The organism is Sphingomonas sp. P2_B6 (genome assembly GCF_056404755.1).
Genome location: NZ_JBFUDK010000006.1, coordinates 248,957 through 274,872, shown reverse-complemented (window position 1 = coordinate 274,872; position 25,916 = coordinate 248,957). Strand labels below are relative to the sequence as shown.

Genomic DNA, 25,916 nt, shown 5'->3' with positions numbered 1-25,916 from the left:
AAGCAGGAGGAGGTCGACGGTACCGGCTATCGCGACCTCGCCGACGCACGCGAGCGGATCGGGACCTTCATCGAGCAGGTCTACAATCGCCAGCGCCTGCACTCCGCCTTGGCCTACAGGTCGCCCGACGAGTATGAGGAAACCATGCGAAGGGCTGCTGCGCAGCAGCCCTTCAAACAAGCAACCGAGCTCTCTCTAATTAACGTGTCTCACTAAAGGGGGTCACTCCAACCCTGTTATCGGCAGATAACAGGGTGCGAACAGGGAAGGATTTTTTATTTCGCTGTTACGCCAAATTTTGCTGCAGAAATATCATTATATCTCAAGCGCTTAATGATCGTTTCCCTGTTCCTGACTAACAGGGAACGGCTCGCACGGAACAGGGAAGGCCGACCCCGGAACAGGGACGGTTGGCATGAGGCGGGGACAGAAGAAGCGCGCACAGTTGGACCGTCATGGGAAAGAACGGGCCGGGGTCGTGGCGCCCTGGCCGGTATGGACGATGCCCCGATTCGGCGCAGGGTTGAATCGACGCTGCACTTCACGCCCCCCTTCTCGCTGGCGGAAAGGCGGTTGCCCCCTGAGGCCGCCAGTGTCGGGCGACGTTATGAAGAGGTGATTCACGCGAAGGCGGAGATTTACGGTACATCCAGCGATGGGGTGAGTCCTTCCATCGCGCCCGAACAGCGCGCCTTTGCGTGATCGTCGATCCTGTACAGGAGCGAGGCCAGACCGCTTGCCCGCGACCACGCCACCTTGCATGGCGACACAATGCCCGCCTTCACGCTTGCCGCCCTGATGATGATCGCCTCCGGGTCGATCCATGCGGTGGTCAACGCGATCGTGAAGGGCGGGCGGGACAAGGCGGCGGGCCGCGCAGTCACCGACGGGACCAGCGCGCTGATCCTGCTGCCGGCCACCCTGCTCGTGCCGCTGCCGCACGGCGCCTGGGCATATCTCGCGGCAAGCGCGGCGATCCACGGCTTCTATCTCTATTTCCTTGTCCGGGCGTACCAGGCCGGCGATCTCTCCGCGGTCTATCCGGTGCTGCGCGGCACCGCGCCGCTGGTCACCGCGACGGTGACGATCGGCCTGCTCGGCGAACATGCCACGACCGGCCAGATCGCCGGAATCGCACTGATCGGCGGAGCGATGTTCGTGATGATCGCCGGCCGCCACCTCGGCCGCGCGGCGCTGGGATGGTCGCTGCTGACCGGCCTGTGCATCGCCGCCTATACCGTGGTCGACGCGATCGGCGTGCGCGCCGCGCCCAGCGCGACCAGCTATATCGTCTGGGTATTCGTCCAGATGGGCGCGGTGGTCGTCGCGATGTTCGGCCTGCTCTCGCGCGGCACGATGTTCGCCGCCGCCCGCTCGCAGTGGAAGCCGGGGGTGATCGCCGGTGCGCTGTCGATCCTGACCTATGGCCTTGCGCTTGCCGCCTTCGCGCTTGGCCCGACCGCGCCACTCGCCGCGCTGCGCGAGACCGGCATGGTCACGGCGTTGCTCATCTCGATCCTGTTCCTGAAGGAGCGCGCCACCGCCGGCCGGGTGATCGGTGTGTTCGGCATCCTGGGCGGCGCGGCGCTGATCCTGGCGGGGTGAGGGCGGAAGGCGGTGTGACCGGACGTGGTGGAGGCGGGCCGATCCGTTGCCGCCATTCGATGGACTGCGATGAACCTCCGTTCTTGCCAGACGCCTCCCTGTTTCAGCTACGACCCGGGTCGTCGACCGCCTCAGGGGCAATCAGGCGGTCTTCGATTGCCGGCGCCCTGACGTCGAACGGCTCTGGACCGTAAGCGAAGCGCCGCTAGGATCGGCGGAATGGGGGAAGAATCTCAAACCGCGCCACAGCTCGATCCGCTGGCCTATCATCGCCTGATCGTCGATCATCTCCGCGAGAACGAGCCCGAGATCTGGTCGTGGGGCAGCTCGCAGCAGACGCGCGAGGAGCAGGTGCAGGAAATGCGTTCCTACCTGCTGCGCGAAACCTACCGGCTCGACGCGGCGGCGCATCCGGAAGTGCACGAGGATTGCGCCGCAGTGCTCGCGAAGCTGGAAATCGACGCGCCGTTCGCGCTCTATCAGGCAGCGGACGGCGCGATGAACGCCGCGCTCTGCTTCGTGCCGGGCGAAATCCATCTCCTGTTCCACGGCCCGGTGCTCGAGAAGCTGTCACGCGAGGAACGCATCGCTCTGCTTGGGCATGAGCTTGCGCATTACCGGCTCTGGTCGATCGAGGACGGCGCTTTTTATACGGCGGCCACCATCCTCGATCACGCACTGGCCTATCCTGGTGCCGTGCCCGCCCATGTCGAGACCGCGCGTCTGTTCCGTCTGCACACCGAACTCTATGCCGATCGCGGCGGCGCCGTTGCGGCCAATGCGCCCGGACCGGCGATCGCGACATTGGTGAAGACCATGACCGGCCTCACCGCAGTCGATCCCGCCGCCTATCTTCGTCAGGCTGCCGAAGCCGAGAGCCACGCGCGGACATCGCAGGGCGAGACGCATCCCGAAATCTTCCTGCGCGCGCAGGCGCTCGACAAATGGTGGCGTGGCGACGCCGGGTGCGAGGCATGGATCGAAAAGCGCATCCGCGGGCCGCTGTCGCTCAGCGCGCTCGATCTGCCGCGCCAGCACGAGGCGACCGCGGTCACCCGTCGCTTCATCACGCGGCTCGTCGCCGATCCCGCTGCCGACGCCGAGGTCGCCGGCACGCTGGTCCGCCGCTATTTCCCCGATTGGCATCCGGGGGAGGAAGCGATCGAGGACGCCGCCCTGAACGGCGATCAGTTCGACGATTCGTTTCGCGATTATCTGGTTGCGCTCAGCCTCGATCTCGCAATGGCCGATCCAGACAGCCGCGACGCGATGCTGACCGCAGGCGCGCGGCTGGCGTCGAGCTATGACGGCACGGAATCATTCAAGGCGGCGCTCAAGCGCGACCTCAAATTCACCAAGGCGGCGATCGACAGGGTATTCGCGCCGCTGAAGAAGGCCCAGGCATGAGCGAGAGCATATCGGTCACGCTGGGCGAGCGGGTTGCCGAGGGCGGCGCGCTTCCGGCCGAAGACCTGCTCCATGCGATGCTGCCGCTGATGCGCGTGGTGGCGGCGCTGCATGCCGCGGAGCGCGTCGCCGATCTGAGCGCGGACGCCGTGATCGATCCCGGCGACGGCCGGCTGGCGCTGGCGCATCCGGAGGGCCGCCGCCCGAGCTACAATCCGGCGCGCCTGCGCGAGGTGCAGCCGCATGCCGGATCGGCGCTGCGCGTCGTCGGCGAATATCGCGTCGCGACCGAAATCGACATCGGCAGCACGATCGAGGATCTGCGGGCGCGCAGCGACGGTGCCGACGCCGAGTTCAAGCCCGCCTATCTCACCGGCTATCGCGCCTGGGAGCAGGCGATCGGCCATCATGACGAGATGGCCGACATCTTCGTTGTCGGCCTGATCCTCGCCAGCCTTGCGTGCGGGCTCGATTTGCGTGACGACGAAGATGTCGCGCGCTTCTCGGGCTCGCAGGCCAATCTCTTCCGGCTCAATCCGTCACTTCACCCGGTGATCGCCGCGCTGATCGTCGAGATGACCGCGCTCAACCGGCACGAGCGCGCGACCGATCTCGGCACGCTCGCCCGGCGGCTGGAGGAATATCGCGACCAGCCCGCCGCGCTCGACGTCGAGCGCGCGCTGGCCGGTGCGACGGGCGTCAAGGGTCGCCGCGCGGCGGTGCTGGCCCATTTGCGCGACCGCCTGTTCGATCTCTCGCGCCGCAACCGGCTGATCCATTTCCGGCCCACCCAGGCGAGCGTCAATCTCACGGTGGCCAGCGTGCCCGTGGTAATGCGCCTCGAATCGATCCGGGCCGACCAATTATGTACCTGGGACAGCAAGTTTGCCGCCGATGTGCTGAGCGGCAGCCAGATCCCGCTCGCCAAATGGCTGCGCTTCGAGGACCAGCCCTATCTTCCCTCGGCGTTCGACCGGATCATCCAGGAGACCCGGCGCGATCGCGCCGAATATGGCTTCAGCCATTTGCGCCTCGTCGCGGCCTATCTCCACTGGCACAATCTCAAGGAAGCGCCGAACGAGCGCATCCAGTCCCCCTTGCTGTGGCTGCCGGTCGAAGTAACGAAGAAGAAGGGCGTTCGCGACCAGTATCTGCTGCGCTGCCCCGGTACCGAGGCCGAGTTCAATCCGGCGCTGCGCCACTATCTGCGTCAGCTCTACGACATCCAGTTGCCCGAGACGGTCGATCTCGCGCGCACCTCGATCGAGCAAGTCCATGCCGACATCGCCGCGCAGATCCATCGTGGCGAACCCGGCGTTACCCTGTCGGTGACCGACAAGCCGCAGATCGAGCTGATCCATCAAAAGGCAGTGCAGCGGCTCAAGCTGTTCCAGCGCCGCAAGCAGCGGACCGCCCGGGCGGACGGTGTCGCGCGGCCCGATTTCAGTTACGAGCGCGACGATTACCGCCCGCTGGGGCTGGCATTGTTCGAGAAATATGTGCGCCCCGCGCCGCTTCCGCAGCGGCTGGCCGTCGGCGGGCGGATGCCGCCACGGCCGGATCGGATGGTGGCGGGCGGCGATGCCGAAGCGCTGACCTATGCGCTCGCGAGTGGTGAGGGCCATCGCTACAAATGGGAGATCGATCTCACCCAGGTTACGCTGGCCAACTTCAACTACAAGAAGATGTCGCTGGTCCGGGACTATAACCAGCTGATCGACGACAGCACGCCACCGCCGGCGTTCGACCGGATCTTCTCGATCGACCCACGCGAACTCGAAGCGGAAGCCCCACCGCCGCTGCCGATCGCCGAGCTCAACGGCGTGGTCCCGGCCGATGCGACGCAGGACGCTGCGGTCGCGATGGCGCGGACGGGCCGCAGCTTCATCATCCAGGGCCCTCCGGGTACCGGCAAGTCGCAGACGATCACCAATCTGATCGCCGATTACGCCGCGCGCGGAAAGCGCGTGCTGTTCGTCTGCGAGAAGCGCGCCGCGCTCGACGTGGTGTTCAACCGCCTGCGGTCGGCCGGACTCGACCGGCTCGCCTGCCTGATCCATGATTCACAGGAAGACAAGAAGGCGTTCGTCCTCGATCTCAAGGACAGTTACGAGCGCTGGACGACGCGCGAAGACGGGCTGGATGCCCTTCAGTCGGCGCGTACCCGCACGCTCGATGCGCTGGCGCGCCACCTCCAGCGCATCGCCGCGTTCGAGGCCGCCGCCAGCCATGTCCCGGAGATGACCGGGGCGAGCGTGCGCGCCATCGTCCGCCGCCGCGCCGCGTTGCCAGGCGCCAGCCCCCTTGGCCCGGCATCGCGTGAGCGGCTGCCGCTGCTTGCCGAATGGGATGCCGGTCGCACGCTCGCCGATCGGATTCATCGCACGGTGATGGAGAACTTCGGGCTGACCAGCCTCGCCGGCCACTCCTTTTCGCGCCTCGCCCCGGCGATGGTCGCGAGTGAGCGTGCCTATGCGGAAGTCGATGCGGCGCTGGAGGAAGCCGAGCGCCTGCTCAACGCACTCGACGCAGCGCTGGAAGACGATACGACGTTGCTGTCTCCCGAAACGCGCCTCGCCGATGCGCTGGTGCTGGTGCGCGCGGCGGGGCAGGCAGTGGACACCAATCTGGCTGGCAATCTGGCGCTGCTCGATCCGGGATCCGCATTATCGAACGATTTCGCGAGCGGGCGCGCCGCACTCGATCGCGCGCATGCCGAGGCCGAAGCTGCGGCCGAGGCGGCGGCCAACTGGCGCGAGCCGCTCACGCCCGAAGACACCGATGCCGCGCTCGACCAGGCGCGGCGGCAGGAAGGATCATTCTTCAAGTTCCTGAGCGGCACCTGGCGCCGCCTGAAGAAGACGGTTCGCGAGCGCTACGATTTTTCCGCGCATGCCGTCGAGCCCAGCGTCGTGACGGTTCTCGAACGCCTCGCCGCGCGTCACACGACCCTCGCCGCCGAGGCCGCTGCGCGACGGGCGCTCGCGCAGCGTTTCGCGACCACCGATGCCGATCGCCTGGCGGCGGCGCGCGATGCATGGATCGGGACAACCGCCCCGATGATGCGCACGCTGATCGGCCATGTTCGCACAGCGGCGGACCCCGTGGCGCTCATCGCCCGCGAAGCCGCGTCCGCCGGCCGGATCGAGGCACTGGCCGCGCTTTGCGACCGGTTTCTCCTTGCCGCGGACGACATGCCGATCGGCGCGCTGGCCGAAGCGATGCGCGACATGCGCGAGGGGCTGGAGGAGCTTCCCGACCTGCTCCCGCTACTGGCCGCGGCCGACAAGGCCGGGCCACGGATGGCCTTCGCCATTCGCAATCTTGCCCTGACGCCCGAGGCGATCGAGGCGCAGGTCCTGGAAGAAGCTTTCGCCCGCATCTTGCGCGAAGAGCCGGCGCTGCAGCGCTTCGACGCAGCCGAGCTCGCGTCCAGCGCTCGCCGCGCCGCGCGGGCGCGAACCCTGCTCCAGGCCGACAACAGCGCCACGATCCTCGCCATCAACCAGCGCAATTTCCGCGGCCATGTAAAGCGCTCGACCCTGTCGGTGACTCAGCTCGACGCGGCGGGGCGCGAGTTCAAGAAACTCTATTCGACCGGCCGCCGCGAACTGGAGCACGAGTTCGGCAAGGCGATGCGCTACCGTTCGATCCGCGATCTTTCGGACGACGAAACCGGCGCGGTGGTGATCGATCTCAAGCCGATCTGGCTGATGAGCCCCTTGTCGGTGTCCGACACGTTGCCACTCCATTCCGAGCTGTTCGACGTCGTGATCTTCGACGAGGCGAGCCAGATCCCAACCGAGGAAGCCGTGCCGGCGCTTTCGCGGGCGCCGCAGGTGATCGTGGTCGGCGACGAGATGCAGCTTCCGCCGACCAGCTTCTTCGCCTCCGCCCGCGACGAGGATGAGATGCAGGTCACCGCACAGGAAGATGGCGAGACCGTCGCGATCATCCTCGATGCCGACAGCCTGCTCAATCAGGCCGCGCGCAGCCTGCCGGCGACCTTACTCGCCTGGCATTATCGCAGCCGGTCCGAAGCGCTGATCAGCTTCTCCAACGCGGCTTTCTATGACGGCCGCCTGATCACCATCCCTGATCTTGCCATCGCCGATTCCTCGAACCCGCCCGAGCCGCTTCGCTCGGACGATCCCGCATCGGCATCCGCCGCGGTCAACCGCATGCTGGCGCGCGCGATCAGCTTCCATCCGGTCGCCGATGGCCTCTACGAAAAGCGCATCAACGATCCCGAGGCCCGGCTGATCGCCGCCATGGTCCGCGACCTGCTGTTCCGCGAGACCGGGCTCAGCATCGGCATCGTCGCCTTTTCCGAAGCGCAGCAGACCGAGATCGAGGCGGAACTCGATGCGCTTGCCGCGGAGGACAAGGCTTTCGCGGCGCGGCTCGAGGCCGAATATGTCCGTGAGGACGACGGCCAGATCAATGGCCTGTTCGTCAAGAATCTGGAGAATGTGCAGGGCGACGAGCGCGACGTGATCCTGCTCAGCATCTGCTATGCGCCCGACGCCAACGGGCGCATGGCGATGAACTTCGGCCCGATAAACCAGCGGGGCGGCGAGAAACGACTGAACGTCATCTTCAGCCGCGCCCGCCATCATATGGCGGTGGTTTCGACCATCCGCGCCGAGGCTATCACCAATATTCACAATGACGGCGCTCGCGCACTGCGCACCTTCCTGTCCTTTGCAGAGGCGCAGGCGTGCGGGGATACGAACCACGGCCAGACGGTGCTCGCGACGCTCAATCCCGAAGCGCAGCGCATCTTCGCACGTGCCGCGCCCGATGATGCGCTGCGCGACGCCATCGCCGCCGCACTTACCGCGCGGGGCCATAAGGTCCGCACGCATGTCGGTAGCGCGAGCTTTCGTTGCGATCTCGCGATCCTGGCGCCGGGCGGCAACCGCTATCTGCTCGGCATCCTGCTCGACGGCAACGGCGGTGGCGCGCTCGAGGACCGTTATGTCTTCCAGCCCGCGATCCTGCGGACTTTCGGCTGGAAGGTGATCGACGTGCCCGCGCACAGCTGGCTCCGCGATTCCGGAGCGGTGATCGCCCAGATCGAGGCTGCGCTGCGCCGCGACTCCGCAGAGGAAGACGACGATCCCTTCGAGGGCGTGGCGATGGCGGGGCACGTCGTGAGCGCGCCCGAGCCCGACGCGTCGGCGCCGGCCGAACCCGACCCCGAACCTTCAACCGCAGGCTTCAGCGAATTTCGTTTTCAGCAGGGCAGTTCCGACAAATTCTGGAAGATCGCGGTGTCCGAGGGCGAGGTGGTGGTCATCTTCGGGCGCATCGGCACCAAGGGCAGTACCGTGACCAAGACCTTCGAAACGCCAGAGCGCGCCAAGCGCGAAGCTGCCAAGCTGATCGCGGAGAAAGTCCGGAAAGGGTATCTGGAGCTTTAACGGCGGCTATTCCCAACTTCCGATCCGGCCCGATAGGCTCGTCGGGAGAGCAAGGAAGCGGCCGATTACTTCGTCCAGCCGGCGAGCCAGTCGGCGAGCGCCTGGGGCGTCATGCTGCGGGCATCGGCCAGCGCGGCGGTATGGCCCTGGTTGACCAGCCGATCAGTGCGCGGATCGACGATCAGCAGGCTCGGCACGCCTTCCAGCCGATCCCTGATGCCGTAATGCGCCGGGATGTCGAGATTCCTGTCGAACCGGCCGACATCGACGACCGCCACCTCATAATGGGCGGCGACGAATTTGCGGAGCTGGGGAATGTCCATCGTGCCGGCGAGCAACCGGCAATCGAGGCACCAGTTGCCGCCCAGATCGATCAGCAGCAGCTTGTGCCTGGCCCTGGCGCGCGCCTTGGCCGCCGCGACCACGGCCTGGGCATTGGCCTGTTCGTCATAGGGAAGCGGCAGCGGTTTGGCGAGCTGCTCGAAGCTGGCGACCGGCACAAGGGGCGCGCTTGCGGCACCGACAGGTGCGGCCAGCGCCAGGGAGAGCAGGGCGACAAGGGGTGCGCGCATGACCGTCCCTCAATTCATAGTGATTCACTATGAATTAACGACGACTCGCGCTGTAAAACAATAAAGAAAAACCCGGCACGCCCAAAGGCATGCCGGGTCTTGATCGTGTCGCCTCGGGAAAAGGTTTTGGCCTGAGCCCTTATGCGATGGAGGTGAGGTTCACCGCCGCGTACTTGCCGCGACGATCGACCTCGAGCTCGAATTCGAGCCGGTCGCCCTCGTTGAGGCTGGTCATGCCGCCGCGTTCGACCGCGGAAATGTGCACGAACGCATCGGGCTGGCCATCGTCGCGCTGAATGAAGCCGAAGCCCTTCATCGCGTTGAAGAACTTGACGGTACCCGTCGCCTTCTCGCCCGTCAGCTGACGCGCCGGGCCTGCGCCGCCGGCGGGTGCACCACCGCGCGGGCCGCCCGGACCTGCCGCGTCACGGTCGCGCGGCGGGCCGCGGTCAGTGACGGGAAGAGGCTCGCCCTCGATCTTGAGATCAGTCGCCGAGATGCGGCCGCCACGATCGACCAGGGTGAAGCCGAGCGGCTGACCCTCGGCCAGACCGGTCAGGCCAGCCTGCTCGACCGCGGAAATGTGCACGAACACATCCTCGCCGCCATCGTCGCGAACGACGAAGCCGAAGCCCTTCTGCCCGTTGAAGAATTTGACCACGCCGGTGCCTTCGCCGACAACCTGCGGGGGCATGCCGCGGCCACCGCCGCCAGCACCACCGCCGCCGAAGCCGCCACCGCCGCCGCTGCGGAAACCACCGCCACCGCCACCGCCGCCGAAACGATCGCCGCCGCCGCCGAAGCGGTCACCACCGCCACCGAAACGATCGCCGCCGCCACCGAAACGGTCACCACCGCCGAAGCCGCCGCCACCGAAATCGTCACCGCCGAAACCGTCGCGCTTGTCGCGGCCACGCCCACCGCGATCCCCGCGGCGTCCTTTATCGAAACTCATGCCCTGTTCGTCTTCCCGGCTCGCCCAAATCGCCATGTCAACACGCCCGCGCTGGACGAAAAGCGCGGTTGTTCGAACGCCAAACCTATCGCGTCACCGAGTCGGTGTAGCGTAATTCCCTCTGGGCTGCGAATAAATTCGTCCGAATTGCGGCAGGCCTTGCTTGCTTAGCGACGGGTGAGGCGGCAGAGCCACACTATGTCGATTATCACGCTCTTTTCGGACCCCGCCACCTGGGCGGCGCTGGCCACCCTGATCGTGATGGAGGTGGTGCTCGGCATCGATAATCTCATCTTCATCTCGATCCTGTCGAACAAGCTGCCCGAGAGCCAGCGCGTGAAGGTGCGCCGAGTCGGCATCAGCCTGGCGCTGGTGCTGCGTCTCGGCCTGCTGTCCACCATCGCCTGGATCGCCAGCATGACCGTGCCGGTGTTCGACCTGGGGCTGACCGGGGGACTCGATTCGCACGGCGAACCGAGCTTCGAGACGGCCTTTTCGATCCGCGACCTGATCCTGATCGCCGGGGGCCTGTTCCTGCTGTGGAAAGCGACCAAGGAAATCCATCACAGCGTCGACCCCGACGAATCGGGGTCGACGCTCGACAAGAAGGGCCGGGCGGTGATGAGCTTCTGGTCGGCGATCATCCAGATCCTGCTGCTCGACATGGTGTTTTCGATCGATTCGATCCTGACCGCGATCGGCATGACCGACGATCTGCCGGTGATGATCATCGCCGTGGTCATCGCGGTCGGCGTGATGATGTTCGCGGCCAACCCGCTCGCCAATTTCATCGCGCGCAACCCGACGGTGGTGATGCTCGCGCTCGGCTTCCTGCTGATGATCGGCGCGGTGCTGATCGCCGATGGCTTCGGCGTGCATGTGCCCAAGGGTTATATCTACAGCGCGATGGCCTTTTCGGCGGGCGTCGAATCGCTGAACATCTGGTCGCGCAAGGCCCGCGAGCGGAAGAAGACCGGCGGCGGCGGGCATTGAGCATGAGCCCGTTCGCGTCTAGGCGGGCGTCATGACCGTTCATCTGCACGAAGAAGACATTCCCGCCGGCCTGTTCGAACCGGGCGTCGACATCGCCGTCGATACCGAGACCATGGGGCTGATCACGCCGCGCGACCGGCTGTGCGTCGTCCAGCTTTCCGATGGCGGGCCGGACGAGCATCTCGTGCGCTTTTCCCCCGGCAGCGACTATGCCGCGCCCAATCTGCGCGCGCTGCTCGCCGACCGGGACCGGGTGAAGCTGTATCATTTCGCGCGTTTCGATCTCGCCGCGATCAAGCATTATCTCAAGGTGGAGGCGGCGCCTGCCTATTGCACCAAGACCGCGTCGCGGCTGGTGCGCACCTATACCGACCGGCACGGCCTGAAGGAGCTGGTGCGCGAGCTGCTCGCCCAGGACATCTCCAAGGCGCAGCAATCGTCCGACTGGGGCGGCCCGGTCCTGTCCGACGCGCAGAAGGACTATGCCGCATCCGACGTGCGCTTCCTGCACAAGCTGCGCGAGGAACTCGACCGCCGTCTCGCCCGCGAGGGCCGGGCCGCGCTTGCCCAGGCCTGTTTCGACTTCCTGCCGGCGCGCGCCGATCTCGATCTGGCGGGCTGGCCCGAGATAGACATCTTCGCTCATGTCTGAGGTGGCGGCCAGCGTCCGCTCGGCGCGGCAGATCTGGGCGGCGCCCGGGAGCAGCCACGACCGGGTCGTGAGCAGCCTGCGCATCGTGCTGCCGCTGATGATCGGTGTGCTCTCCGCTTTCCTCGTGATGATGCCGCTCGCCGGCAGCGGCGATGTCAGCTTCCTGCTCGACAAGAACAAGGTCGACGTCGCCAAGGAGCGGCTGCGCCTCCAGTCGGCGACCTATCGCGGCGAGGACGGCAAGGGCCAGCCCTTCGCGCTCAACGCCGGATCGGCCGTGCAGAAGAGTTCCGCCGAGCCGATCGTGCAGCTCAGCCAGCTCTCGGCCGAGATCGGGCTGGCCGACGGGCCGGCGCGGCTCGTCGCCGACCGCGGCCGCTACAATATGGACAGCCAGCAGGTCATGGTCGACGGCCCGGTCCGCTTCAACACGACCGACGGCTATCAGCTCGACACGCATGACGCGACGGTCGATCTGAAGTCGCGCCGGCTGCAGAGCGGCGGCGCGGTGACCGGCAAGGTGCCGCAGGGCAATTTCAGCGCCTCGCGCCTGACCGCCGACCTCGAGAACCATATCGTCAAACTTGACGGTAACGCCCGCTTGCGGATCGTGCCGCGAAGGGCGAGATAGGCGAACCATGGCCATGATGACCCGCCTCCTCGCGCCTTGCGCGCTGTTCCTCGCCTCGGGCGCGGCCGCGCAGAGCCACAATTCGGCGGCGCCGATCGACTTCGGCGCTGACCATATCGAGCTGCAGGACAAGGCGAATCGCGCGATCCTGACCGGTAATGTCTCGGTCCGCCAGGCCGAGATGACGCTGAATTCGGCGCGGATGACGGTCGCCTATACCGGGCAGGTGGTCGACGGATCCCCCCAGGTCTCGCGCCTCGACGCGGCGGGCGGCGTCACCGTGACCCGGCCGCAGCAGACCGCGCGCAGCCAATATGCGGTCTATGATCTCAACCGCCGGGTAATCACCATGCTGGGCGGCGTCTCGCTCCTCCAGGGCGGCAACACCGTCAATGGCGGGCGGCTGACGATCAATCTCGATACCGGGCGTGCCGTGATCGACGGGTCGGCGGTCGGCGGCGGCGGCGCCGCATCGGGCACGACGACGAGCCGCGGCGGGCGGGTGACCGGCACTTTCTCGGTGCCGAAGCGGAACTAGGCTCCCGCGGGCGTTTCTCTCAAGTCGAAGATGAGGTTCGCGCGGAGACGCGGAGGCGCAAAGAGGGTGCGGCGCCGGCACCGATCTGCCCGATCTCCTTTGCGTCTTCGAACGCTGCGCTTCTTCGGAATTTCTCTGCGCCTCCGCGCCTCCGCGCGAATCCTGTCTCGATCTGCCTGCGCTGCGTCCTGGGTGATGATCAGCGGCAAGGGGGCTTGATTTTAGACGTTTCGCCAGCGTTTTTTCGTCGCCTTGCCGCTCGCCCCTTCCCTTGTCCGGGCGTCTGGTGCAGGGATTTTTCCGCAACGTCATGCACAAAGCCTGCCAAACACCGTTCGGGCAGGCTTCCTGCTGACCATCCGATGCGAGCACGGGACGCAGAATGACCGATGTGACCACCCTCGATGACGTCGAGCCGATCGCCGAAGCGCCGGTGATGAAGGGCCTGTCGGTCGTCTCCATCGCCAAATCCTATGACAAGCGCGTCGTGCTGTCCGACGTCTCGGTGTCGGTCGGGCAGGGCGAGGTGATCGGCCTGCTCGGGCCCAACGGCGCGGGCAAGACGACCTGCTTCTATTCGGTGATGGGGCTGGTGAAGCCCGATTCGGGCCGGATCATGCTCGACGGCGACGACATCACCGGCCTGCCCATGTATCGCCGCGCGATCCTGGGCCTGGGCTATCTGCCGCAGGAGACGTCGATCTTCCGCGGGCTCACGGTCGAGAAGAACATCCTGACCGTGCTGGAACTGGCCGAGCCCGATCCGGCGGCGCGCCAGACCAGGCTCGACACGCTGCTGGAGGAATTCGGCCTGACCCGGCTGCGCGACGCGCCGGCGATGGCGCTGTCGGGCGGCGAACGCCGCCGTGCCGAGATCGCCCGCGCGCTGGCGGCCGACCCGTCGATCATGCTGCTCGACGAGCCCTTTGCCGGCATCGACCCGCTGTCCATCGCCGACATCCGCGACCTGATCTGCGAGCTGAAGAAGCGCGGCATCGGCGTGCTGATCACGGACCATAATGTCCGCGAGACGCTCGAGATCGTCGACCGCGCCTATATCATCTATGACGGCCGCGTGCTGTTCACCGGCTCGCCGGAAGAGCTGGTCGCCGACGCCAATGTCCGCCGGCTGTATCTGGGCGAGGGTTTCTCGCTCTAGCGCGTCATGAGTCTCGCCCCGCGCCTCGATCTGCGCCAGTCGCAATCGCTGGTGATGACGCCGCAGCTGCAGCAGGCGATCCGCCTGCTCGCGCTGTCGAATCTCGAGGTCGAGGGGTTCATCGCCGAGGAGATCGAGAAGAATCCCCTGCTCGAATCGAGCGCGCCCGAGGATGACGGCCCGACGCTGGAGCGCGACGCCCCACCGGAGCCGCGCGACGAGCCGGCCAGCGCCGACGAGTTGCTGATGGGCGGCGACAGCACCGGCGAGGCATCGCTCGACGTCGATTTCAACGCCGAGAGCTTCCATCATGACAGCCCGGCCGATTGCGGCGGCATGGACGGATCGCTCGGCCTGAACGGCAGTGGCGGCGGGGCGATGGGCGAGGACGGGCCCGATCTCGACGGCTTCGCCGATACCGGCCTGAGCCTTGCGGATCACCTGCTCGCCCAGGCGGGGCCCGTGGTCGAGGGCCCCGACATGTTCATCGCGGCGCATCTGATCGATCAGATCGACGAGGCGGGCTATCTCACCGTGCCGCTGCTCGAGGTCGCCAACCGGCTGGGCGTTCCGCTTGTCCGGGTCGAGCAGGTGCTAGGGCTCATCCAGACTTTCGATCCGACCGGTGTCGGCGCGCGCTCGCTGTCCGAATGCCTCGCGCTCCAGGCGAAGGAAGCGGACCGCTACGATCCGTGCATGGCGCGGCTGATCGACAATCTGGAGCTGGTCGCGCGCGGCGACATGGCGCGGCTCCGCCGGATCTGCGACGTCGATGACGAGGATCTGGCGGACATGATCCGCGAACTGCGCAACTACGACCCCAAGCCCGGCTGCCGTTATGGCGGGGAAGCGATGCAGGCAGTGGTGCCCGACATCTTCGTCGCCAAGCGCAAGACCGGCTGGGCGATCGAGATCAACGCGGCAACTCTGCCGCGCCTGCTGGTCAATCGCGGTTATTATGTCGAGCTGTCCGCCGGGCAGCAGGACAGGGCGTCCAAGGCCTGGCTGTCGGAATGCCTGGCCAGCGCCAACTGGCTGGTCAAGGCGCTCGACCAGCGCCAGCGCACCATCATCAAGGTCGCGAGCGAGATCGTGAAGCAGCAGGAAGCGTTCTTCGTGCACGGCGTATCGCAGCTGAAGCCGATGACCCTGCGCCAGGTGGCGGACGCGATCGAGATGCACGAATCGACCGTGAGCCGGGTGACCAGCAACAAATATCTGAGCTGCGCGCGCGGCCTCTACGAGCTGAAATATTTCTTCACCTCGGCGATCCAGTCGTCGGACGGCGGCGACGCGGTGTCCGCCCAGGCCGTGAAGAGCGCGATCCGCGCGCTCATCGCAGCGGAGGAGCCCAAGGCGATCCTGAGCGACGACACGCTGGTCGAGCTGCTCAACGCCAAGGGCTTCGACATCGCGCGGCGCACCGTGGCGAAATATCGCGAGGCGCTCGGCATCGGCAGCTCGGTGCAGCGGCGGCGGCAAAAGGCGCTTGAGGGCGTGGGATAGGCCCGTTGGTCGGCGCGCTGGACGATGATTGGCGCCAAGAAGAGACAAGAGAGGAGAGCGCCATGATCATCGTCACGGGAAGCGTCACCGCACGGCCCGATTCGTTCGAGGAGCTGCGCCAGGCGAGCCTGGACCATGTCCATCGCTCGCGCACCGAGCCGGGCTGCATCAGCCATTCGGTGCAGGTCGATTGCGAGGATTCGATGCGGCTGTTCTTCTTCGAGCGGTGGAGCGACATGGATGCGCTGAAGACGCATTTCGTCCAGCCCGGTTCGGTCCAGTTCATCGCCGCGGTCCGCCGGCTCGCCGCGTCGAGCGAGAGCATATCGATGTACGAGGCAAGCCCGGCGGGCTGAGGCGGATCAGTCGTCCTCGTCCTCATAGCCGAGCAGCGCCAGCGCGCGCGCCTTGATCTGGCGGGTCATGCACCAATGGACCAGCGCCTCTTCCCGGCCATGCGTGACCCAGACTTCGCGGGGCGCGATCTCGGTGAGCGTATCGGTCAGCTCGTCCCAGTCGGCATGGTCGGAGAGGATCAGCGGCAGCTCGACATTGCGCTGCACCGCGCGCTGGCGGACACGCATCCAGCCCGAGGCCATGGCGGTGATCGGATCGGGCAGCCGCCGCGACCAGCGATCGTTGAGCGCGCCGGGCGGTGCCATGACGATCCGGCCTTTCAGCTCGGCCTTGGGCACCCCCGTCGCCGGGCGCAGCTCGCCCAGCGTGACGCCGTGTGCGACATAGAGATCGCACAGCCGCTGAAGCGCGCCGTGGAGATAGATCGGATCGTCGAACCCCCGCGCGCGCAGCTCGGCGATCACGCGCTGCGCCTTGCCCAAAGCATAGGCACCGACCAGCACGCAGCGATCGGGATTGGCGTGGAGCGCGGCGGTGAGCTTGTCGATCTCGTCGCCGGTATCGGGGTGGCGGAACACCGGCAGGCCGAAGGTCGCCTCGGTGACGAACACGTCGCAGGCGACCGGCTCGAACGGCGCGCAGGTCGGGTCGGGGCGGCGCTTGTAATCACCCGAGACGACGATGGTCTCGCCGCGATGCTCGAGCACGATCTGCGCCGAGCCCAGGACATGGCCGGCGGGCACGAAGCGGATATCGACCTCGCCCAAACGCATCGACTCGCCATAGGCGACCGGGTGGCCGGCCTGGGGGCCGTAGCGCGTCTCCATGATCGCCAGCGTCTCGGGCGTGGCCCAGACCGCCTCATGGCCGCCGCGCGCGTGATCGGCATGGCCGTGGGTGACGAGCGCCTTGGGCGTGGGGCGCGAGGGATCGATCCACGCATCGGCGGGCTTCACATAGATGCCGTGGGGTTGCGGATCGATCCAGTCGCCGAGTTTCGCCATCGTGCCTATATGGATGGGATGACCTTGAGTTCCCAGTGACGGATCTTCCCGCCCCCCTTGCCAACTGGTTCGCGACGCGTGGCTGGGCGCCGCGGAGCCATCAGCTCGACATGCTCGAGGTCGGCCGCGCGGGGCGGCACGGTCTGCTCGTCGCGACGACCGGCGCGGGCAAGACGCTGGCCGGTTTCCTGCCGACCTTGGCAGAGCTGATCGAATCGCCGACCGAGGGCCTGCACACGCTGTACGTCTCGCCGCTCAAGGCGCTGGCGGTCGATGTGCAGCGTAACTTGCTAGCCCCAGTCGAGGAGATGGGCCTCGACATCCGCATCGAGACGCGCACCGGCGATACCTCGAGCGACCGCAAGGCACGGCAGCGCATCCGCCCGCCGCAGATCCTGCTGACCACACCCGAATCGCTCAGCCTGTTGCTGTCCTATCCCGACAGCATGCTGATGTTCGAGGGGCTGAAGACGATCGTGGTCGACGAAGTGCACGCGTTCGCCACGGGCAAGCGCGGCGATCTGCTGTCGCTGTGCATGGCGCGGCTGCAGCGGCTCGCGCCGGGGCTGCGCCGGGTGGCGCTGTCGGCCACGGTCGCCGATGCCGATGGCTATCGCGCCTGGCTCGCGCCCGACGGCGATATCGACCAGGTGACCCTGGTGCAGGGCGAGCCCGGCGCCGACCCCGACATCGCCATCCTGCTGCCCGAGGGCAGGGTGCCCTGGGCGGGCCATTCGGGGCGTTATGCCGCCGAGCAGGTGATGGCCGAGATCGAGACTCACCGAACCTCGATCGTGTTCTGCAACACCCGCAGCCTGGCCGAGCTGATCTTTCAGGACCTGTGGAAGGTCAACGAGATGCAGCTGCCGATCGGCATCCATCATGGCAGCCTGTCACTCGAGGCGCGGCGCAAAGTGGAAGGCGCGATGGCGGCGGGCAAGCTGCGCGCGCTGGTCGCGACCGCCAGCCTCGATCTCGGGGTCGACTGGGGCGATGTCGATTGCGTGATCCAGATGGGCGCGCCCAAGGGATCGTCGCGGCTGCTGCAGCGCATCGGCCGGTCCAACCACCGGCTCGACGAAGCCTCGGAAGCCGTGATCGTGCCCGGCAATCGCTTCGAATATCTCGAGGCGCGCGCCGCGCTCGACGCGGTGGTGGCGGGCGAGCTCGATCCCGACATCTTCCGCGCCGGCGCGCTCGACGTGCTCGCGCAGCATATCATGGCCTGTGCCTGCGCCGCGCCCTTCCGGCAGGAGGAGATGCTCGACGAAGTGCGATCCGCCCTGCCCTATTCGGCACTCGATACCGAGACGTTCGAGCGCGTGCTCGGCTTCATCCGCGACGGCGGCTATGCCCTGAAGGCGTATGAGAAGTTCAAGCGGCTGACTCAGGACAAGGACGGGACGTGGCGCGTCAGCCACCCCAGCTTCGTCGCGCAGCACCGCCTCAACGCGGGGATCATCGTCGAGGCGACGATGCTGACGGTGCGGTTCCGCAACGGCCGCACGCTCGGCAAGGTCGAAGAGGCGTTCGCTGCCTCGATGCGCCACGGCGACACCTTCTTTTTCGCGGGCATGAGCCTGGAGGTGGAGAAGATCGACACCGAGGATCTGATCGTCCGGGCGACCTCCAAGCCCGCGCGCATCCCGACCTATGGCGGCGCGCGCATGCCGATCTCGACCAACCTCGCCGACCGGGTGCGCGGCTTCCTGGCCGACCCCGCGGAGTGGCCGCGCTTTCCGGCGGATGTGCGCGAATGGCTCGAGGTTCAGTCGTACCGCTCGAAGCTGCCGACGCCGGGGCAGCTGCTGGTCGAGACCTTCCCGCGCGAGGGGCGGCACTACATGGTCGTCTACAGCTTCGAAGGGTGGAACGCGCATCAGTCGCTCGGCATGCTGCTGACGCGGCGGATGGAGACCCAGGGGTACAAGCCGCTCGGCTTCGTCGCGTCGGATTATTCGATCGCCTGCTATTCGCTCGACCCCGTGACCGATCCCGCCGCCCTGCTCTCGCCCGACATATTGGAGGACGAGTTCGTCGACTGGGTGCAGAGCTCGGCGCTGCTCAAGCGCGCCTTTCGCGAGGTCGCGGTGATCGGCGGGCTGGTCGAGCGCCAGCATCCGGGCAAGCGCAAGACCGGCAAGCAGGTCACTTTCTCGACTGACCTGATCTACGATGTGCTGCGCAAATATGAGCCGAGCCACTTGCTGCTCCAGGCCGCCTGGGCGGATGCGCGCGCCAAGATGACCGATGTCGGCCGCCTGGCCGACCTGCTCGACCGCGCGGCGGAAACGATGCTGCATGTCGATCTCGACCGCGTCTCGCCACTTGCCGTGCCGGTGCTGACCCTGATCGGGCGCGAGCGCATCGCGATGGGGCTGGCCGACGACGCGCTGCTGATCGAAGCCGAGTCGCTCGCGGCGGAGGCAATGCGGCTGGAGTGATCTCGTCCGCTGAACGTCCCATTTTTGCGGTCGAATAGCCCCTTGTTGAAGGTCCGCAACGGGCGTAACCTTGTCTCATGCGCGGAATAACCGCCCTTGCCATCGCTATCTCGGCCGCCGCCCCAGGGGCGTTGCCTGCGCGACAGGGCGAGCTCCCTCGGGCGCCGACCGAAACCACCCTCGCCTTCGACGATTCGGCCGAGCGGATGACGGTGCCGGTCACCATCGGCGCCACCGGGCCCTATTCCTTCATCATCGATACCGGCGCCGAGCGCACGGTGATCTCGCGCGAGCTCGCTGCCACGCTCGGCCTGTCGCGGGGCCCGGACGTGCGGATGACCGCGATGACCGGCACGAGCAATGTCGGCACGGTGGTGATCCCGTCACTCAACGTCAGCAATATCGCGAGCCAGCCGATCGAGGCGCCCGCGCTCTATTCCGCGCATCTCGGCGCGCCGGGCATGCTCGGCATCGACACGCTGAGCGGCCATGCGCTGTCGATCGATTTCGAGACCAACCGCATGACCGTGCGACCATCGACCAAGCGCAACCGCCCGACGGTCAGCAATGGCGACATCGTGGTTCGTGCACGGAGCCTGTACGGCCAGCTGATCGTCACCCAGGCCTATTACAAGGGCCGGCGCGTCAGCGTGATCATCGACACCGGATCCTCGGTCAGCATGGGCAATTCGGCGTTGCGCGCGCGGATGCGCAGCGAGCTGAAGACACCGCTGCCGATCACGCTGACCAGCGTGACGGGCGATACGCTGGTCGCCGACTATACCCAGGCGACCCGCCTCGACATCGGCGGCGTCACCTTCAACCATCTGCCGATCGCCTTTGCCGATGTCGCGCCGTTCCGCCGGTTCGGCCTGACCGACCAGCCCGCCTTGTTGCTCGGCATGGATGCGCTGCGCCTGTTCCGGAAAGTCGATGTCGATTTCGCCAATCGCGAGGTCCGGTTCGCGCTGCCCAAGGGCTATCGCTACAATGGCTTTTGAGCCGCCTGCCAGTCCTCGCAGGGGCGGATACGCGTGGGGCGTGCGCCGGCTGATCCTTCCGCTCCTCGCCATCACCGCCGCGTCGCCCGGCGCCTCCGTCGCGCAGGACCCGGACGCGCCGCCGCCACCGCAGAAGGTGACGGTCCTCGACTTTGCCAACATGCAGGACCGGATGACCGTTCCCGTCTCGATCGGCAGCGACGGCCCCTATCATTTCGTCGTCGACACCGGCGCGCAGCGCACCGTCATCTCGCGCGAGCTCGCCAGCCGCCTGGGCCTGGTACCGGGCAAGAATGTCCGTCTCACCGCGATGACCGGATCGGCCGATGTCGGTACCGTCATGATCCCGATGCTGAGCGTGAGCACGATCGCCGGATCCAGCATCGAGGCGCCATCGCTCGAATCGCGCAATCTCGGCGCGCCCGGCATGCTCGGGCTGGATACGCTGCAAGGCCATGCGCTGACGATCGACTTCATCAAGGACGTGATGACGCTGAGCCCATCGACCAGACGCAAAAGGAGCCTTGCCCCGAGGCACGGCGAAGTCGTGGTGCGCGGCAAGGATCTCTATGGCGAGCTGATCGTCGCCGATGCGAAATATCGCGGCCGCAAGGTCAAGGTGATCCTCGACACCGGGTCCGGCCTGACCATGGGCAATATGGCGCTCCAGCGCCTCGTCGCGCGCACCAGCAAGCTGGTCCGGCCGATCTCCTTGTGGGGCGTGACCGGCGAAGCGATGGTCGCCGACTATACGCAGATCGACAAGGTCGATTTTGCCGGCATCACCTTCTCGCATCTGCCCGTCGCCTTTTCGGATGCCGAGCCGTTCCGCCATTTCGGCCTGCTCGACGAGCCAGCCCTGCTGCTCGGCATGGATTCGCTGCGCCTGTTCGAGAAGGTGAAGATCGATTTCCCGAATCGCGAAGTCCGGCTGATGGTCACCGCCAACCGTGCCGCGACGGCGGGCGTGTCGCCCTTGGACTCGATACCGCTTGGGCGCTAAGCTCGCCCCTGCATCATCCAGCGGGGGGTCAAGGCAATTCATCGACTGCAATTCCTGTGCACGGCGGCCGCGATCGCCGTGCTGCCCGTCAGCGCCTCAGCCCAGACGCTCCGTCCCGACCAGCAGGCGTTCTTCGGCCTGTACAAGGAGCTGATCGAGACCAACACGACCCTGTCCTCGGGCAGTTGTACCCAGGCCGCGGCGCAGATCGGCGCGCGGCTGAAGGCGGCGGGCTTCGCCGACAGCGACATCACCACTTTCTCGGTGCCGGACCATCCCAAGGATGGCGGCATCGTCGCGGTGCTGGCCGGATCGGACAAAAAGGCCAGGCCGATGCTGCTGCTCGGCCATCTCGACGTGGTCGAGGCGAAGCGCGAGGATTGGGTGCGCGACCCGTTCAAGCTAGTCGAGGAAGACGGCTATTATTATGCGCGCGGCACGGTCGACGACAAGGCGATGGCGGCAGTGTGGGCAGACAGCCTGATCCGCTTCAAGACCAGCGGCTACAAGCCGAAGCGCACGATCAAGCTTGCGCTCACCTGTGGCGAGGAAACGACCTTCGCGTTCAACGGTGCGCAGTGGCTGGCGGCGAACAAGCCCGACCTGATCGCCGCCGAGTTCGCGCTGAACGAAGGCGGCGGCGGCCGTTACGATCCAGCCGGCAAGCCGCAGCTGCTCGCCATCCAGGTCGGCGAGAAGGCAGCGCAGAACTATACGTTCGAGACGGTCAACCCCGGCGGCCACAGCTCGCAGCCGACCCCCGACAACGCGATCTACGACCTGGCCGATGCGCTGCAGGCAGTGCGCACCTACGAATTCCCGGTCAGGTTCACCGACACCACCCGCGCCTTTTTCGGGGCGACGGCGGCAGCGATGCCGGGGCCGGTGGGCGACGCGATCAAGCGCCTGCTGGCCAATCCCGGTGACAAGGACGCCGATGCGCTGATCAGCCGCGACAAGGCGATGCATTCGACCTTGCGCACGACCTGCGTCGCGACCCTGGTCAATGCCGGCCATGCCGAAAATGCCCTGCCGCAGCGCGCCACCGCCAATATCAATTGCCGCATCTTCCCGGGCGAGACGGTCGAGGCGACCTTCGCCAAGCTGCAGGAACTGGCCGGGCCCAAGGTCAAGGTGACGATCAACCAGCCGATCCGCCCGACCGCGATCCCGCCCTCGCTCGACCCGAAGATCGTCGGGCCGGCCAAGGCCGTCGCGGCGAAATATTTCCCGGGCCTGCCGATGCTGCCGCTGATGTCGACCGGCGCGACCGACGGCATCTTCTTCCAGTCGATCGGCATCCCGGTATACGGCGCACCAGGCATTTTCGTCGACACCGACCTGAACGGCATTCACGGCCTGAACGAGCGGATCAGGACCAGATCGCTCTATGAGGGCCGGGACTATCTCTACGATCTGGTCAAGGCGTATGCCGGATAGACCTCAGACGGTCACCTGCTCGCCCAGCTCGAGCACCTTGCCGGGCGGGATGCGCAGGAAATCGGTCGGGTCGCTGGCGTTGCGCTGCAGGAACATGAAGATGCGGTCCTGCCACATCGGCATGCCCTGGTTGGCGACCGGCTTCAGCGTGTTGCGGCCGATGAAATAGCTGGTCTTGGCCGGGTTGAGCAGCTTCTTCGCGCCCGCTTGTTCGAGGCCGAGATCGCGCGGCACGTCGGGCGATTCCATGAAGCCATAGGTCAGCACGACCGCGCAGAAATTGTCGTCGATCCGCGTCGTCCTTGCGCGCTCCTCGGGCGGCACGGTCGGACGATCGGCGGTGCGGATGCTGACGATCAGGTTGCGCTCGTGAAGCACCTTGTTGTGCTTGAGATTGTGCAACAGCGCGCCGGGCGCGCTTTCCGGATTGGCGGTGAGGAATACCGCCGTGCCCTCGACCCGTTCCGGCGGCCGGCGGCTCAGCGCGGCGGCGAGATCGGCGAGCGGAACGCTCTGGCGCTGCTCGAACGCGCGGACGATGCCGCGCCCGCGCACCCAGGTGTAGATCAGCAACGCGATCATCGCGCCGACGACCAGCGACACCCAGCCGCCCTCGATCACGCGCAGGATGTTCGCGCCGAAGAAGATCGAGTCGAGCGCGAAGAAGGGCAGGATCACCGCGATCGCCAGCGGCCGCGACCAGTTCCAGCGGTGCCGCGCGACGATATAGGCAAGGCACGTGGTGACCACCATCGTACCGGTCACCGCGATGCCGTACGCCGCCGCCATCGACGAGGAGGTGCGGAACTGGATGACCAGCACCAGCACGCCGATCAGCAGCAGCCAGTTGATCGAGGGCAGATAGATCTGCCCCGAATGCCGCGCCGAGGTCTGGCGGATACGCAGGCGTGGAAGCAGGCCGAGCTGGATCGCCTGCTGAGTCAGCGAATAGGCGCCGGTGATCACTGCCTGGCTGGCGATGACCGTCGCCAGGGTGGCGAGCAGCACCAGCCAGGGACGGAAGGCATCGGGCGCCATCAGGAAGAACCAGTCCTGGTTGGCGAAGGCGACGTGATGGGACGACGCGGTTTCCAGCGCGTTGAGCGCGAAGGCGCCCTGGCCGAGATAGTTGAGCATCAGCGCGGGGAAGACCAGGATGAACCAGCCCATCCGGATCGGCGCGGCGCCGAAATGGCCCATGTCGGCCGTCAGTGCTTCGGCGCCCGTGACGGTCAGGAACACCGCGCCGAGCACGAACAGCCCGGTCACGCCGTGAGTCATCAGGAATTCGATGCCGTACCAGGGCGAGGCGACCCGCAGGATCGAGGGCTCGTCCCAGATATGCCACAACCCCACGCCGCCGATCGTCACGAACCACAGGATGCAGACCGGCCCGAACAGTTTCGAGACATGCGCGGTGCCCCGCGCCTGGATCATGAACAGGGCGACCAGGATGGCGATGGTGAGGAGCAGGATGGTGTGCTCGCCGACCAGGGTGCCGGCACCGGGAATGGTCCGCAGCCCTTCCACCGCCGACAGCACCGACAGGGCCGGGGTGATGATCGCGTCGCCATAGAAGAGCGCAGCGCCCGTCGCGCCGAGCACCAGCGCGATCATCGATCGCCGCCCGAGCGCGCGCCTGGCCAGCGCGGTCAGGGCGAGCACGCCGCCCTCGCCCTGATTGTCGGCACGCATCAGGAACAGAACATATTTGAAGGTGACGATGATCGTCAGTGTCCACAGCGCGAGGCTGAGCACGCCAAGGATTTCGCTCGCATCGATGCCGTCCTGCGCCGACTGGGCCAGCGCTTCGCGAAACGCGTAGAGCGGGCTGGTGCCGATATCGCCGAAGACGACGCCGATCGCGCCGATGGTGAGTGCCAGCATCGCCGGATGGGGGCGATGCGGGTGCCCCGAAGATTCAGGGACTGAGGACATGTGACTCTGGCCTGCCGAGAAGGACGGCGCGCTTTACGCCTGTTGCCGGGCAGCGCAAGCGGTTTTGTTGCACTGCCGCAAGCCGTTGATTTGGGGAGCCGATCGCTGCATAGCAAGACCATGGTTCCCTTTTCGTTCGCTGGCCACGATCTGCTCGCGCTGCCGCAGGGTGCGCTTTTCTGGCCTGTGCGGCGCGCATTGCTGGTCGCCGACCTGCATTTCGAGAAGGCGAGCTGGTTCGCGATTCGCGGCCAGATGCTGCCCCCTTACGACACGATCGCCACCCTGACCGCGCTTCGCGCGCTGGCGGTGCAGACCGACGCGGCCGAGATCTGGTGTCTCGGCGACAGCTTCCACGATTCGGCCGGGTGCGACCGGCTGCCCGCGGATGCGCAGGCGATGCTGCGCGCACTGACTCGCGAACGGCGCTGGGTCTGGATCACCGGCAATCACGACCGGACGATCGACCGGTGCGGCGGCGCGGTGATGGACGACGCGCTGGTCGACGGCCTGATGCTGCGCCACGAGGCCGATCCGCGCGAAACAAGGCCCGAGCTGTCAGGGCATTTCCACCCCAAGCTGCGGGTGCGGGTGCGCGGGCGGCAGGTCTCGCGCCGCTGCTTCGTCGCCACGCCGACCAAGCTGATTCTCCCGGCGTTCGGCGCCCTGACGGGCGGGCTGGATGCGGATCATCCGGAGATCATCCGTGCCGTGGGCGGCGGCGCCGAGGCGCTGGTGCCGGTCGAGGACAGGCTGTTGCGGTTCCCGCTGGCGGCCTGACATGCTTCCGCTCGAGCGACCTGAAATGCCGCAACCGGCTCACCATTGAGGGACGAGCCAGACAGACTATAAATTCCCGATGCCGAGGACCGACCAGACCGAGATTCGCCTGCGGATCGTCATCGAGCAGCCGGTCGTCGGCGTGCTGCACAGCCTGCAGGCCGGGGACGACCAGCCGCTCGATCCGAAATCTTCCAGGGCGGGCGAGCCTTTGGCATTCGATTTCCCAATCCGCATCGGGCCGGGCCCCAAATTCTTCGGGGACCAGGTGCGGCGCGAGGGACCGGTTCGCCGGTTCGTCTATATCCGCATCGGGCAATTGGCCGGCGACGCGACCTCGTCCTGGACCCGCCGCATGAAGATCGACATCCACGATATCGGGCAGGATCTGCTGGATCGCGCGGTGAACGGCGGCGGCGTCATCGAAATATCGGTCAACGGGACGGGCAAGGACGGCACGCCCGCATGCGCCACGGTGCGGCCCACGACTCGACGGCTCGCATAG

Annotated in this window: 20 protein-coding genes and 1 pseudogene; 17 read left to right on the top strand and 4 right to left on the bottom strand. The window is 66.7% G+C overall.

The genetic code is table 11. The features are described 5' to 3' along the window. From AC1DX5_RS11550 to AC1DX5_RS11535, 4 genes and pseudogenes are all read left to right on the top strand, one after another. Nucleotides 1-216: pseudogene (locus tag AC1DX5_RS11550) on the top strand (hypothetical protein); the annotation flags it as partial. 555 nt (nucleotides 217-771) lie between these two features. Then, entirely contained in the window at nucleotides 772-1,605 is an 834-nt protein-coding gene (locus AC1DX5_RS11545; protein WP_478015506.1) for an EamA family transporter, read from the top strand. Between the two features lie 219 nt (nucleotides 1,606-1,824). After that, nucleotides 1,825-3,012 (top strand): M48 family metalloprotease, encoded by a 1,188-nt coding sequence (locus AC1DX5_RS11540; protein ID WP_478015504.1) that lies wholly within the window; start codon nucleotides 1,825-1,827, stop codon nucleotides 3,010-3,012. Beyond that, nucleotides 3,009-8,438, top strand: coding sequence for an AAA domain-containing protein (locus AC1DX5_RS11535; protein WP_478015502.1), 5,430 nt, complete (start codon nucleotides 3,009-3,011; stop codon nucleotides 8,436-8,438). The genes AC1DX5_RS11540 and AC1DX5_RS11535 overlap by 4 nt, the downstream gene beginning before the upstream one ends. Before the next feature lie 65 nt (nucleotides 8,439-8,503). On the opposite strand, the gene AC1DX5_RS11530 is transcribed toward AC1DX5_RS11535, so the two are convergent. Then, nucleotides 8,504-9,010 carry a thioredoxin family protein gene (locus AC1DX5_RS11530; RefSeq protein WP_478015500.1) on the bottom strand — a complete coding sequence of 169 codons (507 nt, stop codon included), beginning with the start codon at nucleotides 9,008-9,010 and terminating at the stop codon, nucleotides 8,504-8,506. Between the two features lie 139 nt (nucleotides 9,011-9,149). After that, nucleotides 9,150-9,965: a cold-shock protein gene (locus tag AC1DX5_RS11525; RefSeq protein ID WP_465171367.1), complete on the bottom strand. Its 816-nt coding sequence runs from the start codon at nucleotides 9,963-9,965 to the stop codon at nucleotides 9,150-9,152. Nucleotides 9,966-10,163: 198 nt separating this feature from the next. On the opposite strand from AC1DX5_RS11525, the gene AC1DX5_RS11520 reads away from it, so the two are divergent. The 7 genes from AC1DX5_RS11520 (at nucleotide 10,164) to AC1DX5_RS11490 (ending at nucleotide 15,800) form a co-directional block, all read left to right on the top strand. After that, nucleotides 10,164-10,958, top strand: a complete 795-nt coding sequence (locus AC1DX5_RS11520; RefSeq protein ID WP_465171366.1) for a TerC family protein — start codon at nucleotides 10,164-10,166, stop codon at nucleotides 10,956-10,958. Nucleotides 10,959-10,989: 31 nt separating this feature from the next. Beyond that, entirely contained in the window at nucleotides 10,990-11,610 is a 621-nt protein-coding gene (locus AC1DX5_RS11515) for a ribonuclease D (protein WP_465171365.1), read from the top strand. Beyond that, nucleotides 11,603-12,241, top strand: a complete 639-nt coding sequence (lptC, locus tag AC1DX5_RS11510) for an LPS export ABC transporter periplasmic protein LptC (protein WP_465171364.1) — start codon at nucleotides 11,603-11,605, stop codon at nucleotides 12,239-12,241. The genes AC1DX5_RS11515 and lptC overlap by 8 nt, the downstream gene beginning before the upstream one ends. Before the next feature lie 16 nt (nucleotides 12,242-12,257). Further along, nucleotides 12,258-12,779, top strand: a complete 522-nt coding sequence (locus AC1DX5_RS11505; RefSeq protein ID WP_465177199.1) for an LptA/OstA family protein — start codon at nucleotides 12,258-12,260, stop codon at nucleotides 12,777-12,779. 382 nt (nucleotides 12,780-13,161) lie between these two features. Next, entirely contained in the window at nucleotides 13,162-13,938 is a 777-nt protein-coding gene (gene lptB / locus AC1DX5_RS11500; RefSeq protein ID WP_465171362.1) for an LPS export ABC transporter ATP-binding protein, read from the top strand. 6 nt (nucleotides 13,939-13,944) lie between these two features. After that, nucleotides 13,945-15,444 (top strand): RNA polymerase factor sigma-54, encoded by a 1,500-nt coding sequence (gene rpoN / locus AC1DX5_RS11495; RefSeq protein ID WP_465175345.1) that lies wholly within the window; start codon nucleotides 13,945-13,947, stop codon nucleotides 15,442-15,444. Nucleotides 15,445-15,506: 62 nt separating this feature from the next. Then, nucleotides 15,507-15,800 (top strand): putative quinol monooxygenase, encoded by a 294-nt coding sequence (locus AC1DX5_RS11490; RefSeq protein ID WP_478015499.1) that lies wholly within the window; start codon nucleotides 15,507-15,509, stop codon nucleotides 15,798-15,800. Nucleotides 15,801-15,806: 6 nt separating this feature from the next. Here the strand turns inward: AC1DX5_RS11490 and AC1DX5_RS11485 are convergent, their stop codons facing one another. Beyond that, the gene (locus AC1DX5_RS11485) at nucleotides 15,807-16,805 is read right to left on the bottom strand and encodes a ligase-associated DNA damage response exonuclease (RefSeq protein ID WP_478015497.1); all 999 of its coding nucleotides are present in this window, start codon (nucleotides 16,803-16,805) and stop codon (nucleotides 15,807-15,809) included. Between the two features lie 35 nt (nucleotides 16,806-16,840). Between AC1DX5_RS11485 and AC1DX5_RS11480 the strand changes: the two genes are divergently transcribed. From AC1DX5_RS11480 to AC1DX5_RS11465, 4 genes are all read left to right on the top strand, one after another. Beyond that, nucleotides 16,841-19,249, top strand: coding sequence for a ligase-associated DNA damage response DEXH box helicase (locus tag AC1DX5_RS11480; RefSeq protein ID WP_478015496.1), 2,409 nt, complete (start codon nucleotides 16,841-16,843; stop codon nucleotides 19,247-19,249). 77 nt (nucleotides 19,250-19,326) lie between these two features. Beyond that, on the top strand, nucleotides 19,327-20,250 hold the full coding sequence (locus tag AC1DX5_RS11475; RefSeq protein WP_465181558.1) for a retroviral-like aspartic protease family protein: 924 nt from the start codon (nucleotides 19,327-19,329) through the stop codon (nucleotides 20,248-20,250). Nucleotides 20,251-20,290: 40 nt separating this feature from the next. Further along, nucleotides 20,291-21,253 carry an aspartyl protease family protein gene (locus tag AC1DX5_RS11470; protein ID WP_478015494.1) on the top strand — a complete coding sequence of 321 codons (963 nt, stop codon included), beginning with the start codon at nucleotides 20,291-20,293 and terminating at the stop codon, nucleotides 21,251-21,253. A 54-nt stretch (nucleotides 21,254-21,307) separates the two neighbouring features. Then, the gene (locus AC1DX5_RS11465; protein WP_478015520.1) at nucleotides 21,308-22,693 is read left to right on the top strand and encodes a M20/M25/M40 family metallo-hydrolase; all 1,386 of its coding nucleotides are present in this window, start codon (nucleotides 21,308-21,310) and stop codon (nucleotides 22,691-22,693) included. A 3-nt stretch (nucleotides 22,694-22,696) separates the two neighbouring features. Here AC1DX5_RS11465 and AC1DX5_RS11460 read toward each other — a convergent pair whose 3' ends face one another. Next, the gene (locus AC1DX5_RS11460; RefSeq protein ID WP_478015493.1) at nucleotides 22,697-24,580 is read right to left on the bottom strand and encodes a potassium transporter Kup; all 1,884 of its coding nucleotides are present in this window, start codon (nucleotides 24,578-24,580) and stop codon (nucleotides 22,697-22,699) included. Between the two features lie 171 nt (nucleotides 24,581-24,751). On the opposite strand from AC1DX5_RS11460, the gene pdeM reads away from it, so the two are divergent. Together pdeM and AC1DX5_RS11450 are read left to right on the top strand one after the other, a co-directional pair. After that, nucleotides 24,752-25,411 carry a ligase-associated DNA damage response endonuclease PdeM gene (gene pdeM / locus AC1DX5_RS11455; RefSeq protein WP_465171354.1) on the top strand — a complete coding sequence of 220 codons (660 nt, stop codon included), beginning with the start codon at nucleotides 24,752-24,754 and terminating at the stop codon, nucleotides 25,409-25,411. A gap of 79 nt (nucleotides 25,412-25,490) precedes the next feature. Beyond that, entirely contained in the window at nucleotides 25,491-25,916 is a 426-nt protein-coding gene (locus tag AC1DX5_RS11450; protein WP_478015491.1) for a DUF5990 family protein, read from the top strand.